This window comes from Streptomyces sp. NPDC013187 (genome assembly GCF_042899705.1).
Lineage (GTDB): Bacteria > Actinomycetota > Actinomycetes > Streptomycetales > Streptomycetaceae > Streptomyces > Streptomyces hawaiiensis_A.
This window is the reverse complement of the sequence record NZ_JBIBAF010000015.1, coordinates 240,773-255,316: the sequence shown is the minus strand read 5'-3', so window position 1 is coordinate 255,316 and position 14,544 is coordinate 240,773. Positions and strand designations below refer to the sequence as shown.

Genomic DNA, 14,544 nt, shown 5'->3' with positions numbered 1-14,544 from the left:
TGCTTTGGGGCGAGTGATCATGGCCCCGTAAGCTTCCGGCGAGTCGGGCAGTCTGTGGACCTGCCCGTTAAAGCACGACGTTGGGGCCATGATCTGAGAGGCTCGCCCCAAGGCGCCGAAATCCGCGGCCGGGGTGCGCTCCGTCTCCTTCCCCGCTGAACTCCTCGATGCGGTCACGCACCACCTGGAGCACTTCGCCGCTCCTGGCCGTGAGGGGCACGTCTTTGTCGGGCCGCAGGGTGGGCAGTTGCGACGGAGCAACTTCCGCGACGACTGGGTCAAGGCCCGGAAAGCCGCGGGCGTCACGGCCGAGCTGCACTTTCACGACCTGCGCCACACGGGCAACACGCTCGCCTCCACGGCCGGGGCTAGTACGCGGGAACTGATGACGCGCATGGGGCACAGCAGCTCTCGGGCAGCGCTGATCTATCAGCACATGACCAGCGACCGTGACCGGGCCATCGCCGATCGGCTCGGGGCCATGATCCGGGGCGGTGGGGGAGTGGCCCCAGGCCCCTCAGGTGAGGACGCCGAGCGGACGTAGTGGCACGCGTGTGGCACGGCGCCTGAAACGGCTAAGGGCCAGCCTGGGAGGAAACCCCTCCTGAGCTGGCCCTTCTGGCTGTGCCCCCGGCAGGATTCGAACCTGCGACACCCGCTTTAGGAGAGCGGTGCTCTATCCCCTGAGCTACGAAGGCGAAGGCATGGCGGCAGCCTGGGCCGCCGCCGACAGTGTAGCGGGTCGGGTGCGCTCGGCGGCGGTTTCTGATCACGCTCTCCTGCGGCCCCTGCCCACGGCCGCAGGAGAGCGTGAGGAGGAGGTGAGAGGTAAGTGACCAGAGGTGTTTCTGAGGCGTGCCCGGCGTGAAGCGGCCGTGCATCCTCTCCGAAGCATCCTCCGGCCTCACCTCGCCTCGGAGCGGTCACCTCGCCGCACAGAGCAAGGAACCAGGCACAGCCCTCACCCGCGAGCCAGGTCTGCCGCAAGCTGTTCGATATGCCGGTCCGCCTCCGCCAGCCGGGAGTGGTCCAGGGAGACGCCGAGCAGGTAGTGGCCATCCTTGAGGTGCTGGAAGTAGACGGCCCCCTGTTCCACGTTCAGGACGATCTGGTGGATCCGGCCTTCCAGGAGGGCCTGGAGGGACGTGTCCATGCGGCGGGTGACGCCCGGCAGGAGCCGGCCCAGCAGGCTGTACTTGTCCCGCCGCTGCTGCGGGGTGGTGGAGGCACCGAAGTGGGTGCTCAGGGCGCGGTGACGGAAGATGTCCGCCGTGCAGGAGGGCATGCCGGCGGCGTAGTACGCCACGTAGTGCAGACCGTCGACGCCGAGGGCCGCGCGCAGGAGATCCGAGACTTCGGCGGGCGTTCCGGCCGTGGAGTCCACCGTGTAGGAACTGCCCTCGATGCTGTCGGCGACCTCGGTGACCTGGCGGGCGGTGCGTGACTGTGGTGCCGTGCGCGTCCCCGCGGTCGTGTACCTGCTCAGATGGGAGAGATACGAGCGGTGAGGAAGCAGACTGTAGGGGACGGTGGGCCTGAGGTCGTCGATACCCTCCGTCATGCGCGAGATCAGCTCGGTGACCTGGTCCTGCGGCGTTGTGGTGCAGAGATGGAATCCCATGGCGACGGACTGGTAGAGAAGCGCCCCCATCGGAACACGCACCACCGTGCGTATCAGTGCTCCGGTGCGCAGTTCCGCGAAATCCGGCGCCAATTCTTCGAGGATGTAGAAAAGCTGTCGTCCGGCGCGTTCGAGACTGCGCGACGAGGGCTCCGCCGGCATTCTCTCGGACGGCTGCGAGTTTTCGGCGACGACCATTTTTGCCCGGTCGCGATCGTAGAACGCGAGATGTTCAACACCGCATGACTGCAGCAACCGCCGGAGCTGTAAGTCGAGTTCACCCATCTGCTGATTCACTCCGTCCAGTTTGTGCGCCGGGGCGTACGCCGGTGCCGTGGATGCGTCAGACACCTTGCACCTCCAGATCGGCACCCATCCTCTGATAGGTCTCGGCCAGCAACGCCAGGGCGAGTGCGTGTTCCTTCGGGAGGTATTCGGAGACCTTGCGCCTGAGGCTTGCCGCTGGTTCGCCGTCGGCCGGTGGGCGGGAGGCGAGCACGTTGGCCATGGCGATCAGGGTGACCGGGTGGCTCTCGCCCCATGCCGACCGTTCCTTGCAGCCGTCGTGGATGTCCTGGTCCTCGTTCGCAAGCTCCACCGCGGGGAGGGAGCCGAGCGCGGCCTGGCAGTTGTTCTGGTTCATGCGCGCGACCAGCGTGTAGCGGTGCTTGCGGTGGAAGGTGTCCTTCAACTGGAGGACCGCCTTGCCCGCGTGCTCGCTCGCTTCCGGCGCGTGCCCGCAGGCCAGCAGGTACTGCGCGAGATTGCTGCGGCAGATGCCGGTGAAGGGGTGGTCGGCGCCGAACACGTCGACGTAGTGGCCCAGGACGTCCCGGGTGTAGGCCACGGCGTCGACGGTCCGGCCCTGCGCGTGCAGGCCGATGGCGAGGGACAGCCGGCAGGACATCGTGCGGGGGTGCTTCTCGCCCCACCGGTCGCGGTAGGCGACGTACGCGTCCTTCAGCAGCGGCAGGCCGTGGTTCACCTCGCCCTGGCGCACCATGGTCATGCCCAGACTGGCGACAGCACCCAGCGTGTGGTGGGAGCCGGAGTCCAGCAGCCTGTTCAGGTGGTTGCGGGCCTCTGTCAGATACCGCTCCGAGGTGCCCAGGTCACCCGACTCCCGGTAGTAGGTGCCGAGGTGGGCGTACGACACCCATCGTTTGGGGTCGGGGTCCTTGTCCGGGGCGCTCTGTCCGCGCCGCTCGTGCGCGTGCTGTTCCTGGCGGATGGCCGCCGGGACCGACTCGACGTAGAACTTGGACAGTGCGAGGTTGTGCGAGGCGGCCAGCGTTCCGTTGGCGTTCTCGCCGATGGCGTTCTGCAGCCCCGAGAAAGTGGCCCGGTCCTCGTCGAAGGCCTCGTCGAACCTGCCCGCGGCACGCAGGTCGGCCGCGTAGCCGCGGCGGGCCAGCAGGATGTCGGCCTGGCTGCTCCCCGTCCTGAGCAGGGTGGTCGCGGCGTGGGTGGAGAGCCCGAGTGCCGTGCGGTAGTCACCGAGGAGCCGGCAGGCCGCGCCGAGCTGGGACTCCATGCGCAGCACCATGAGGTGCTCCGGGCCGAGGGACTGCCGCCAGCGCTCCAGGACTCGTTCGCCCAGTTCGCGAGCGCCCGCCCAGTCGTTCGACATCCAGCGGTGGTACACCTGGCTGACCAGCCAGCGGTGGACCTCCGGGTCCGTACTTTCGAGGGCCCCCGAGACGATGACGTGCTTGTCGAGCTCCGCGAAGGTGTCCTGGTGCTTCGGCCGGTGACGTTCCAGATCGTTCGGCACCATCGAGGCGAGGACCCCCAGGGCCTCGGCCCGGGTGGTGGCCTGTTCCTCCTCGGACATCCAACTGCGGACCAGGTCCTGCACCACGCGGTAGACCACGAGCGTCTGGGAAGGGAGGTCCTGTACGGCGAGTGCCTGCTTGCCGAGGAGATTGAGATGGCGGTACAGGGTGAAGACGGAGTCGCCCAGTTCAGAATCGAAGGGCTTCAGCAGCTCCACCATCCTGTCCGACTGGACGACGTTCATGCCGACGCCGTCCGGTGACAGGAAGGCGCACACGTTCAGAAGCCGTGCGGCGGCCGGAGACTCGTGCCGAAGAGCTTCGTAGGCCAGGTGAAGGACATCGGTGAAGGCCCCGTACTCGGGCGCGACCGCCTTCTGGGACGCCATCTGACCGCTGTCGAGCAGTGCGATGTAGGAGTCGATGTCCTGGGGACAGGCCCGCAGGACGGCGGCAGCCGCCTCCTCCGCGATCGGCAGGTGCCCCAGCCGTTCGGCGAGCCGCAGCAGTTCCTCCTCGGCGGAACCGGGCAGCCTGTGGCTGAGCAGGGCCACGCTCTCCTCGGGAGAGAAGGGGGTGACGGCGTGTTTGATGTACTCCGGAGCCCATTCCGTGTCGTTCGAGGTGATCAGGACGTGGCCCGGGCCGCCCGTGGGGATGTACTCCTCGACGGCCTGTCGATCGACCGCGCCGTCGAAGACGAGCAGCCACCTGCGGAGTCCCGGCTGCTGCCCCTCCCGCAGGTCGTTCAGCAGGGTCTGCCGATCCTCGCTGGTACGCCGGCCGTCGCTCTTGGCGTTGACCGCCCTGGCCAGCTTGGTGAGGGCGTCCTGCACACTCTCGGCGGTCGCGGACGGCACCCACCAGACCAGGTCGTACTGCGAGGCGAACCGGTGGGCGTACTCCAGGGCGATCTGCCGCTTGCCCACACCGGTCAGGCCGCACAGCACCTGCGGTGCGGAGTAGTCGGCGCCGGAGTAGTCGAAGCTCTCTCGGAGCGCGTTGAGCTGGTCGACGCGCCCGATGAACCCGGTGTTGCGCATCGGCAGGTTCCACACCCTCGGCTGGAGCCCGGGGAAGCGGGGGCCGGCCCAGGCGGAGCCCGTCTGGGTGTCGGTGAGCAGCCCGAAGTGGCCGAGCAGCTCGCGGCGGGCCACGTCCTCGCTCTGCCCGTCCAGCGTGATGGTGTTCTGCCGGCCGAACTCGAAGTGCGGCGCGAGCCGTGCGGTGCCCACCCGCACGCCGATGGTCCGCTGGTCGACGGGCCCGCTGCCGACGGGTGCGCCGGTGGTGAGACGCGCGACCATGTCTCCGGCCGGTGTCCCCGCGAGGTGGGGGGAGAGCAGGGCGAGGACGAAGGTGGTGTCGGGCAGTGAGTCGGTGGGTTTGTCGCTCGGCGGGACGATCTGGATCCGGGTGGGCCGCAAGAGCTCACCGATCCAGTCGGCCCACAACTGGTCGTTGGGCGCGTGCAGCAGGGTGACCGTGCAGGGTTCCGATTCCTGCTCGGCCTGCAGCCGCTCGTGTTGCGCGAGGAGCCGGCGATAGGCGACGTAATCGCCGGGCGACGGCGGCTGCAGTTCGCGTATCTCACCGTCGGTGATCCGGTTGACGAGGTGCACGTAGGCCGCGGCGATGCCGCCGCTGACGCGGGGGTCCTCCCGCATCACGGCGAGTTCCTCGCCGTAGGTGTAGTACGGCACGTAGGGGACCCGCATCTGCCCCCAGTAGGTGGCTAATGCGTCCTCGTCCGTGATGCCGAGATAGGAGTCCAAAGTCTGACGCGCTTCGAGGAAGCGCTGCTCCAGCCGGTCCCGTTCGCTCTGGTCGACCCGCATCTGCACGAAATGCAGCTCGGTGTCCGGGCGGTGCCTGCGGATGAGTTCGGCGGCCTTGCGCGCGCCCTGGATGGCCTGCGGGTTCATGGTGAGGGTTATGACGACCTTGTCGGGCAGGGCGAGTGTGCAGACCCTGGCCCCGTCCGAGAAGCCGGTACGGCTGTCGATCAGGATGTAGTCGTAGTCGCTGTCGTGCAGCCGCTCTCGCAGCGCCTCCAGAAAGTCCTGGCCGTCGTCGCTGGTGTGGAACCCGGTCCAGTTGAAGGCGGCCAGGCGGTTGGCGTACTCCTCGTTCATGCGCCCGGGGCCCATGTAGTGCAGCCGCCCGCCGTCGGGGAACGCGTGGTCGAGGTTGATCGGGTAGCGCTCGAAGTCGGTGTACTGCGGGTGCAGGGCCCTCAGGTCGTCGTCCCCGACGCCGACGCCGACGCCGACGGCGGCGGCGGCGAAGGCGGAGAACATGTCCAGCACACCGTCGGCGTGACTGAGGTCGGAGACGGGGAGGAAGGCGCCGTAGTAGAGATGAAGGTCGGGCGCCTCCAGGTCCCAGTCGACGACCAGCACTGACTTGCCCTGGTTGGCGATGATCCAGGCGGCGTTCGCCAGGGCCATGGTGCGGCCGGCTCCACCCTTGTAAGAGTAGAAGGAAATGATCTTCGCTGTTCGCGACGAACCCGATGCCTTTGCTGCCCCTGTGGTCCTCATCCCCCGCCTCATGTGCTCAGCCTGGGCCCAGCGATGCGCCGGGCGTTCTGCTCATCACCGGAAGCCACGGGTCCGCTCAGGCTGGAGCCAGCCGACGCGTTCCCGTTGCCTGCGGACGCGCCGTTCCGCCGGACTCTCGATCGTCAGATCGCCCGCTCTGCCGCGGGCGCTTCCGGTGCCGCCCGCCGGGCGTGTGCCGGAGTCGGCCAGGACGGCCACCACGATGTGTGCGAGCGCTTCCCGGCTGCCCGCCTCGTGATGGGCCGCGTCGACCATCCGTGCCGGCGTCCGGCAGACCGCCTCGCGCAGCCGGACCGCGTTGGCCGTGCTTTCCTCGTCCGCTCGGGCGAGTACGACGACGACGGCGGCGACTCGCGCCCGGGACCGTACGATCCGCTCCCACAGCACGCGGAACGACGGATCTCCCGTCAGCCAGGGGTCGACCACGACGAGGACCGTGGCCGACTCGTCGATGTCCTCCGGTAACGGACCGTCCGGACCGGGTGCGACGACGGCCAGGCGGTCGATCCCGCAGGCCCGCGCCGCCCAGCCGACAGTGGAGGGCACCGTCTCCTCGCTGCCCGGGCGGAAGGGGCGCCAGTCTTCGGCGTGCTCGCCGTAGCGGTCGACGTGCTCACGCAGCCGGCCCATCCGGTCGCTGGTACCGGCGACCAGGAGAAGCATCAGAGGTCCGTCGCTGTCCGGAGCCGCCGCGACGCCGGGCGGATCGGTCACCGGCTCCGAGACGTCGCGCCGGCTGTGCGGCATCACCCGTCTCGGCCCGAACTGCGGGGTGACCGTGCGGCTCTCCGCCTCGGACATCACCGGCGGCGGCTTCTCGGCGGCACGCATCAGGCGCGCGGCGACGCGGCGCACGATGGAGTGGTAGCGGTCCCGACTGCGCGGATCCTGCTGGAGGCAGAGCGCGCCGGGCCCCTGGTACTCCTCGTTGACGATGTGCCGAACGACCGTGACGGGCCGGGGCAGCACCAGCGCGTGCGAACGCCAGACGACGCCGACCACCGAGTCGGGTCGTTCCCCGGTGCGCCGCATGCAGCGGTCCATACGCTCGGCGAAGACCGACCACTCCGTGGCGCACTGTGCGTCGTCCACATACTCCGCCGAGTACAGGATCAGCAGGGCGCGACAGTCGAGCACCGCGGGGTCGGGCCCGGCGGCGGGTCCGGGGTGTTTCAGCCGGCCTTCGGCGAAGGAGGTGCGGCCCAGGACGCTGTAGATCTCGTTCTGGACATCGACGTGGAACCGTTGCACCGGTCCTCTGTCGCCGGTCGAGCTGGCGTAGCTCGTAAAGAACAACGGCCCCATGACATCCCCCCCAAGGGCCTGCCTCCTGTTGCAACCACGGCTTGGTCTTTTCCCATGGACCCACATCGACGTGGCGTGCGCAGGTAGTTATCGCTTGTACGTCACCCCCACGCCAATTGGCTCCATGCTATGAGGTTTTGCCCACCAGGCGCCCCGGAAAACCCGATATTGCCTGTCCTCCCGCCCGAAAGGACGCGCAGAGTCGTACATACGCGCTGGTGGCCGTCGTTTTTCGGCCGCACGTTCCGGAATATCGGAGTCATTGATCCGTCCAGGGCGCGGCGTGCTTGATGAGGGTGGAGATGTCCTTGCAGTAGACGGAGGGGTTGGCGAATCCCCGGCCCCGTCCGAAGCGGTGGGCGCGCAGTCCGCCGCCGCACACCCGCACCAGCGGACACTCACGGCAGGTGCGGCACAGGGACCCCACGCCGTCCTCCGGCGCATCGTCAAGATCCAGCAAGGCGTCGAAGGAGTGGCTGAATATCGTGCCGCCCGTGCCGGCCGCCCCCTCCGCGACGGCGTTGAGCGACTCCGTCCACGCGACCGTTCCGTCCGTTTCGATCGCCACGGCTGCCGTCGGCACGGTGCCCAGTACCTCGCTGCTGCTTCCGCCGCCGTGCAGGGACAGTCCCTCGATCGACTCGAAGAGCCGGACCCGCATCGGTCGTCCGGTCGCCCTCCACCGGTCGTGGACGGCACAGAGCCAAGCCCCGTACCGCGCCCCGTCACCGCCCTCGCCCCCGCCGGTCGGTGGGTGGTCCCAAGTCCCGTGCGGGAGAAGGAAGTCGGCGGCCGGTGGGCGGTGGACGGCGAGCGCGTCGAAGGTGCGTACCGGATCGTTCGCCGGGTCGATCGTAGACAGCAGGCCGCCGAACAGCGGCCGGTAGCGAGCACTCCCCAGCAGGGCGAGCGCGGCGCTCACTCGGGCGTGACTGCCCTTACCGGCGCCCGGCCCCAGCCGGTGCCGGTCGTGTGCCTCGGCGTAGCCGTCCAGGCTGACGCCCACGGTGACATCCAGCTCCAGCAGCAGATCCAGGAACGCCTCGGTGAGCAGCACACCGTTGGTCTGCAGGGCGAAGTCCACCTCGGTCCCGGTTCCCAGGACGGCTCGTCGGACCGCCGTGGTGAAGTCGGTGATCACCCGGGGACCGGCGAGGAGCGGCTCTCCGCCGTGCAGGAGTACCCGGATGCGGTCAAGACCGTGCTGTCGTGCGTGTTCCGCGATACGCGAGACGAGCTTTTCTCGGACAGGTTCGGGCATGATTCGGGGGCGTTTTCGCCATCCTGAGTCCCGCAATTCATATACGTAGCAGTAGTCGCAGCGAAGATTGCATCGGCTGGACAACTTGGTGATGAATTGATCGAAAGCCCTGAGCCTTGTACGGCCATCTTCAGTTACGGAAGTACGAGGCTCTGGCCAATGGTAAGGAGGTGGGGTGGAGTCGTCCCAAGTGGGCCCCTGATGTCTGTTCCCGACTCCTGGGAATGACGTAGTGTCAAGGCTCGGCGAAGTTCCTTGCATCCGGCCCCCCGATCGTCCCGGGGGTCGGTCAGGTACCACGCCGGAGCGGTGGACGGCGTGGCGATGTGTGTCCCCCCGCTCAGCGTACGAGGAACGGCCGGTGTCCCATGAGGAGCCAACTGGCCAACGTTGGGTTCTTCCCGGCGTGACCACGGCCACCGCGGGGCACACGGAGTGGAGGGGTTGCACATGGCCAACGACTTCATCACGAGCTTCGCCGCCAAAGAGAAGCGCGCCTATGCGCAGCTTTTCCATCAGGACTTGGTACAAGCGGTGGCGCGACGCGAGGGACGTACCGTCAGGGCGGCCATGTGCCCTGGCGGGCAGGGCTACTCCGACCGCTCGCTCGCCGCGGAGGCGCGTGTGTTCGTCGCTCTCTGTTCACAGGCCTACTACGACGACGAGGGCTGCGGCGCGGACTGGGCGGTGTTCGAGCACCGACTGCACCTCGAACCACCGCAGTTCCGCCCTTCCGACCCCCCCGCCCGGGTGCTGGTGCGCTGGAAACCGGCCCAGCCGCCTTCCCGCCTCCCCCTCGCCCCGGTTCTCAGCGGCGAGATCACCGACAGCTACGCCTGCAGGGGCCTCTACGGCATCATTCACGAGGAGGGCGTGCGCTCCGAGGCGTACCGGGACGCCGTCGACCGGATCGCTGCCGCCGTCTGCGCCGGGTATGAGCGCGGCCCGCTCGAGGTGTCCGTCGGAGAACTGCCCCGGCTGGCATCGCCCTTCCCGCAGGGTGCGAACGGGGCGCGGGTCCTGAAGCCGACGCAGGCCCCGCGGGCCGACGTGCCCCAGCCGCGAAGGGCGGCCGACGACCCGGAGAGGTCCCGCGTGTTCGTGTCCTACGCGCATGAGGAGGACGGCGACATCCACAAGAAGAGGGTCGCGGCCCTGGGGGAACGGCTCCGCGACCACGGCATCGACGTCTCGCTCGACACGAGCGCCCACCGCGAGGGCCCCCAGCGATGGCCATGGTGGATGCGCAAGCAGTACAAGGCGGCGGACTGCGTGCTCGTGATCGTCTCACCGGCGTACAAGCGCCGCGCCGAGCACGAGGAGGTGCCGGGCAAGGGCAACGGGGTGGGATTCGAGGCGAACCTCATCATCAATGAGGTGCACAGGGAGCGCGACACATGGCACGAGCGGATACTGCTCGTGTCCTTCCCTGAGCACGGGAGTGCGCACATACCCGACTACCTGGAGGGTGCGACTCTCTACACCCTCGACCCCGAGACGGGCGAGGGGGACCTGCCGGAGCTCGTCGACTACATCAAGAGCAAGGCTCCCTGAGGACCGCGACGCGACCCTGGGAGGGGGAGTCGTGGCATCACAGCATGACGACGACGAGTGCCGCGTCGGCGACCAGCAGGGCGCCGTAGAAGAGTTGGAGCGTGCTGGAGAAAGTCGCCTCGAACCAGCTGATCCGCCGGAGATAGGGCCGCACGTCCATGGAGAGCGTCTCGACCTCCACCCCGGGGCGCCGCACATCGTCGTACAGATAGCGGAACAGACGCTCCTGACGGAGGAACAGGCCGTCCAGGAACCAGAAGAACGCAAGCGGCACCAGTCCGCTGGCGGCCACCTGCCAGCTCTGCTGGCTGGAGGAGACGGCGAAGAATCCGGCGGCCAGTGTCAGGGCCCATCCTTTGACCAGGAAGGAGTGGTTCGACAACCGTGTGATGACGGCCTGCAGGAACTCCAGGTGCTTGAGCCGTTCCTCGCCTAACGGCGCCGGTCCGTTCACGGCCCCCGAACTGGCCTCGCCCAGCGTGGACATCGATCCCCCCCAGTGTCCCGGTGCCCTCATTTTAGGTAGTCCGGTGCCGCGGCGCACCCGTGCCGCCGGTCTGGGGTCAGGTCAGCGGGACGCGGGCGAACCGGGCGGCGGTGTGGAGGTCCGACTCGATGCGGGTGGCCGTCAGCTTCAGGGCGGGGAGCAGGTCGGTGACGCACTCCTGTGGGGTGTGGCGGCTCGCGTGCATCGCCGTGTCGAGGGCCGCCACCACCCTTCCGGAGCGGTCGCGGATCGGGACCGCCAGGGAGCGGAGGCCCTCTTCCAGTTCCTCGTCCACCAAGGCGTATCCCTGGGAGTGGATCGAGGCCAGGGCTTCCCTGTGCGTGGCCGGGTGAGTGGACTGGCCCGCCAGGAGGGCTCCCGCCAGGAGGACTCGTCCCGGTGCCGTCGCGTAGGAGGGCCTGCGCGCTCCCACTGTGATGTGCACGCTCATCACCCGGGCCGTCGCCACCCGGGCCGTGTACTGGATCTCCTCGCCGGAGTCCGACAGCACCGCCAGGGACGTCGATTCGTGGATGCGGGACGTCAGATCCGCCAGATGGGGCTGAGCGATCTCGGGGAGGGTCGTACGGGACAGGGGCGGGAAGCCGAGGGAGAGGACCCGGGGAGTCAGGGTGAACGTGCGGCCCGTCGCGGCCACCAGGCCCAGGTGTTCGTAGGTGATCAGGGCGCGGCGGGCCGTCGCCCGGGCCAGGCCCGTCGCCCGGGCCACCTCCGTGAGGGTCAGCTCCGGCCTGTCCTCGCCGAAGGCCGTGAGGACGGTCAGGCCACGGGCCAGGGATTCGATGAACTCGCGGCCCAGCTGTTGCTTCGACGCCCCCGTCCAGCGCGCCAGGTCCGAGGGGGGAGGGCCGGGCTCGGGGGGTGGGGTGTTCTGGAGTTCCTGTTCCATGGCCCGCACCGCGGACCGCAGTCTCGACAGCAGCGTCGTGCGCAGGTGGTGTGCGGTGTGGCGGCTCGTGTGGCTGACCACGCTCGCCACGCATGCGATCGTGCCGTCCGTTCCCGGGGCTCGGACCGGTACCGAGATCGCCACCAGACCCGGCTCGATGAGCTGGTCGTCCAGGGACCAGCCGTTCGCCGACGCCTCGTGCGTGCGGCGTGCGAACGTCTCGTCGTCCCTCGCGTCCGCTCCGTACCTGCGCGGCGGTACGGCCGTGAAGGACAGGTCTCTGGGGTCCGCCGCCCTGCGGTGTCGCCAGCGTTGCCAGTCCGTGGCCGTCCACTCCGTCGCGAACAGCGGGCCGGGCGCGGTGCGTTCGGCGGGGAGCAGGTCGCCGATGCGGAAGCTGAGGGACATCGCGCGACGACGGGTCGCCTGGTGGATGAAGCGGATGCCGTCGAGGTCGGCGACCGCGAGCGAGACCGACTCGTCCAGTTCGTCGGCCAGGGCGTCCGCGTGCGGGGCCAGGAGAGCGGGCAGGCGCAGGGCCGACATGTAGGCGTTGCCCAGTTCCATCAGGCGGGGGGACAGGTGGACGTCCCTGCCGTCGAAGCGGACGTAGCCCATGCGGGCGAGCGTGGCCGTGATGCGGTCGACCGTGGAGCGGGCGAGGCCGGTGGCGCGTTCCAGTCCGCTCAGGCTCAGCGTGCCGCCCGCCTCCGTCAGTTCCCGCAGGACCGCGATACCGCGGATGAGCGGAGTGACCGCCTCCTCAGGGACGCCCCTCTTGCTCGACTCGTCGGTCGGCGGAGCGGCACCCTCCGGGGACTCGGGCATGGGCTTCGCTGGCATCGGCTCTCCGGTACGGCGCTCGCGACGGTCGCGGCAAGCCCACCGTAGTGCGAGTGATCCGAGTGATCCGAGTGACCCAGTGATCCGAGTAATCCGAGATCGGTGACCAGGTGACCAGGTGACCAGGTGACCAGGTGGCCAGGTGACCCGGTGGCCAGGTGGCCCGGCGTCCAGACAGCCAGGTGGCCCGGCGGCCCGATAACCCGGCGGCCCGGTAACCCGGCACCCAGTGCCCGGCGGCCCAATGGCCGCGGCCCGGCCGCCCGACGCCCCCGTGCACTACTCCCTCGTCACCCGCACCCGATACCCCCCTTCCACCCCTGCCCCCGCCCCCGTAGCTCCCGCCCCCACCCCCGTCACCTCGATCGTGACGCCCCGGCCCGCGTCGCGGAACGTCTCCCCGGGAGTGAACGGCGCGTCCGACAGCTCCGCGTGGACGTTCGGCGCGCGCGTGCAGCCGCCGCTGTTGCGGCGGGAGTCGGTGACGGTGACCGGGCCCATGCCCGTGTCCACCTCCGCGTCGACCTTGTAGATCAGGACGCCCGGCCGGCACACCGCCTCGTCGTTGCCGGCGTGGGTGCGCACTTCGACGGCGTAGCCGGTGCGGCCGTCGAGAGGGACGAAGACCAGCTTGGAGCCACCGGCCCGGGCCAGGGGCGTCAGGGTGTACTCCGTGGTGCCGGGGGACGCCGCGCAGTGGACCTGGGTGGCGTCGAGCCAGCCCAGCTTCCATTTGTGCCAGCCGAGGAAGTCGTTGTTGGCGCCCCAGTCCTCGCTCATGATGTCCCAGTGGCCGACCGCGCCCCCGCCCTCCGCGGTGTACAGGTCGGGGAGACCGAAGACATGGCCGTTCTCGTGGGGGAGCACGCGGTAGCCGGTGCGGTCGTAGGAGCCGGAGCCGTCGTCCTGGCGGGAGTAGACGAAGGACGCGTTGGCCACGGGTATGCCGTCGGCCACCGGGGCGTCCGGGTTGCCGGCGAAGGTGACGGACAGGACCGTGTCCAGGGCGGAGGGGCCGGCGTTGGGGCTCACCAGGACGTTCAGCAGGTCGTACGCGCGGAAGTCCACCTCCGGGTCGGCCACGGCCACGAGGTCCTGGACCAGGGTGCGGTAGCCGGGCTCGAACGGGGCCCCGCGCTCTATGCCGTACTCCCGGAAGGACTTCGGCATCCGCAGCCAGCCCGGGATCGGCGTCTCGGGGCGGTAGTCGAGGCGGCCGTAGGAGCTGGTGCGGAACCACTCGCGGGTCTGCGGGAAGAACTCGCGGAAGCGGTCCTGGGCGTCGCCCTCGCCGGGGGCGTCGGAGAAGTCGACCATCAGGGTGAGGGCCCGGACGGTGCCGGTCGAGCGGGTGTAGCCGGTGGCGGTCGGGATGCCCTCGGACATCTGGACCTCGCGTGCCCCGCGGATCATGCAGGGGCCGTGTGCGGGGGTGTGGGACAGGACGACCGGGCCTGCTCCCGCCGTACTGGCACCCGGCCCGAGCCGGCCCGTGCCGGCCGAGGTGCTGACGGTGAAGGTCAGGGCGCTCACACAGGCCAGGGCGGCCAGCCGGCGCCGGGGTATCCGGCGGCGGGGCGGGCCCGTGCCGCCCGGGCGGGGGCGCCGGGGCGGCGGCTGTATGCAAGGGACCTGCAAGGGACCTCCCGCGCCACGGCAGCCTCCCGTCTCAGGCTGCGCCCTTGCGATCACCCTGCGTCGCGGGGTGGGGGGACGCGCGCTGGGAGAGACCGATCGTGGGTTTCCCGCCAGTAGCCGCCGGGCGGTGCGCCGAAGTGGCGGCCGGGTGGTGCGCCGACCGCTTTGTGAGCCAGGTCACAAACAATTTCCGCGGGAGCGGGAAATACCGGGGACCCACTCCCCGTTTAGCCATGTGTCCGACCGAAACGGGGACCCGCTCCCCGGATCGGAGCACCAGCCGCTTTCCATCCACGAGGAGCACGCCGTGCAGACCGCCGAACCCGAAGCGCGCAAGGTGCCACGGCCCCGCGCCGACGCCCTGCGCAACCGGGAGCGGATCGTCACCGCCGCCCGGGAGATGTTCGTCGAGCACGGCCCCGAGGTGCCGCTCGACGAGATCGCCCGCCGGGCCGGCGTCGGCAATGCCACGGTGTACCGCAACTTCCCGGACCGCGACGCACTCGTGCGCGAGGTCGTCTGCTCCGTCATGGACCGCACGGCCGCGGCCGCCGAGGCCGCGCTCACCGAGACCGGCGACGCGTTC

Annotated in this window: 8 protein-coding genes, 1 tRNA gene and 2 pseudogenes; 3 read left to right on the top strand and 8 right to left on the bottom strand. The window is 69.6% G+C overall.

Features of this window, described 5'->3' with window-relative positions:
• Nucleotides 1-109 precede the first annotated feature (109 nt).
• A pseudogene (locus tag ACFY5B_RS30115) lies at nt 110-544 on the top strand (tyrosine-type recombinase/integrase); the annotation flags it as partial.
• An 81-nt stretch (nt 545-625) separates the two neighbouring features.
• Here ACFY5B_RS30115 and ACFY5B_RS30110 read toward each other — a convergent pair.
• From ACFY5B_RS30110 to ACFY5B_RS30090, 5 genes are all read right to left on the bottom strand, one after another.
• Nucleotides 626-698 (bottom strand) — tRNA-Arg (locus tag ACFY5B_RS30110).
• A 263-nt stretch (nt 699-961) separates the two neighbouring features.
• Nucleotides 962-1,918, bottom strand: coding sequence for a hypothetical protein (locus tag ACFY5B_RS30105; RefSeq protein WP_389975265.1), 957 nt, complete (start codon nt 1,916-1,918; stop codon nt 962-964).
• A gap of 46 nt (nt 1,919-1,964) precedes the next feature.
• Nucleotides 1,965-5,939: an FxSxx-COOH system tetratricopeptide repeat protein gene (gene fxsT, locus ACFY5B_RS30100; protein WP_389975263.1), complete on the bottom strand. Its 3,975-nt coding sequence runs from the start codon at nt 5,937-5,939 to the stop codon at nt 1,965-1,967.
• Nucleotides 5,940-5,993: 54 nt separating this feature from the next.
• Nucleotides 5,994-7,211, bottom strand: coding sequence for an FxsC protein (gene fsxC / locus ACFY5B_RS30095; RefSeq protein WP_389975261.1), 1,218 nt, complete (start codon nt 7,209-7,211; stop codon nt 5,994-5,996).
• Nucleotides 7,212-7,524: 313 nt separating this feature from the next.
• Complete coding sequence (locus tag ACFY5B_RS30090; protein ID WP_389975283.1) at nt 7,525-8,619, bottom strand: FxsB family cyclophane-forming radical SAM/SPASM peptide maturase; 1,095 nt, start codon at nt 8,617-8,619, stop codon at nt 7,525-7,527.
• Between the two features lie 357 nt (nt 8,620-8,976).
• Here ACFY5B_RS30090 and ACFY5B_RS30085 point away from each other — a divergent pair, with 357 nt between their 5' ends.
• Complete coding sequence (locus tag ACFY5B_RS30085) at nt 8,977-10,080, top strand: TIR domain-containing protein (RefSeq protein WP_389975258.1); 1,104 nt, start codon at nt 8,977-8,979, stop codon at nt 10,078-10,080.
• A gap of 37 nt (nt 10,081-10,117) precedes the next feature.
• On the opposite strand, the gene ACFY5B_RS30080 is transcribed toward ACFY5B_RS30085, so the two are convergent.
• The 3 genes from ACFY5B_RS30080 to ACFY5B_RS30070 all read right to left on the bottom strand — a co-directional run bounded on the left by ACFY5B_RS30080 (nt 10,118) and on the right by ACFY5B_RS30070 (nt 13,943).
• Nucleotides 10,118-10,567 (bottom strand): hypothetical protein, encoded by a 450-nt coding sequence (locus ACFY5B_RS30080; protein ID WP_389975255.1) that lies wholly within the window; start codon nt 10,565-10,567, stop codon nt 10,118-10,120.
• A 76-nt stretch (nt 10,568-10,643) separates the two neighbouring features.
• Nucleotides 10,644-12,320 carry an IclR family transcriptional regulator C-terminal domain-containing protein gene (locus ACFY5B_RS30075; RefSeq protein WP_389975252.1) on the bottom strand — a complete coding sequence of 559 codons (1,677 nt, stop codon included), beginning with the start codon at nt 12,318-12,320 and terminating at the stop codon, nt 10,644-10,646.
• A 279-nt stretch (nt 12,321-12,599) separates the two neighbouring features.
• Nucleotides 12,600-13,943, bottom strand: coding sequence for a M6 family metalloprotease domain-containing protein (locus ACFY5B_RS30070; RefSeq protein ID WP_389975280.1), 1,344 nt, complete (start codon nt 13,941-13,943; stop codon nt 12,600-12,602).
• Here ACFY5B_RS30070 and ACFY5B_RS30065 point away from each other — a divergent pair.
• A pseudogene (locus tag ACFY5B_RS30065) lies at nt 13,942-14,463 on the top strand (TetR/AcrR family transcriptional regulator); the annotation flags it as partial. The gene ACFY5B_RS30070 and the pseudogene ACFY5B_RS30065 sit on opposite strands and share 2 nt — an antisense overlap.
• Nucleotides 14,464-14,544 lie beyond the last annotated feature (81 nt).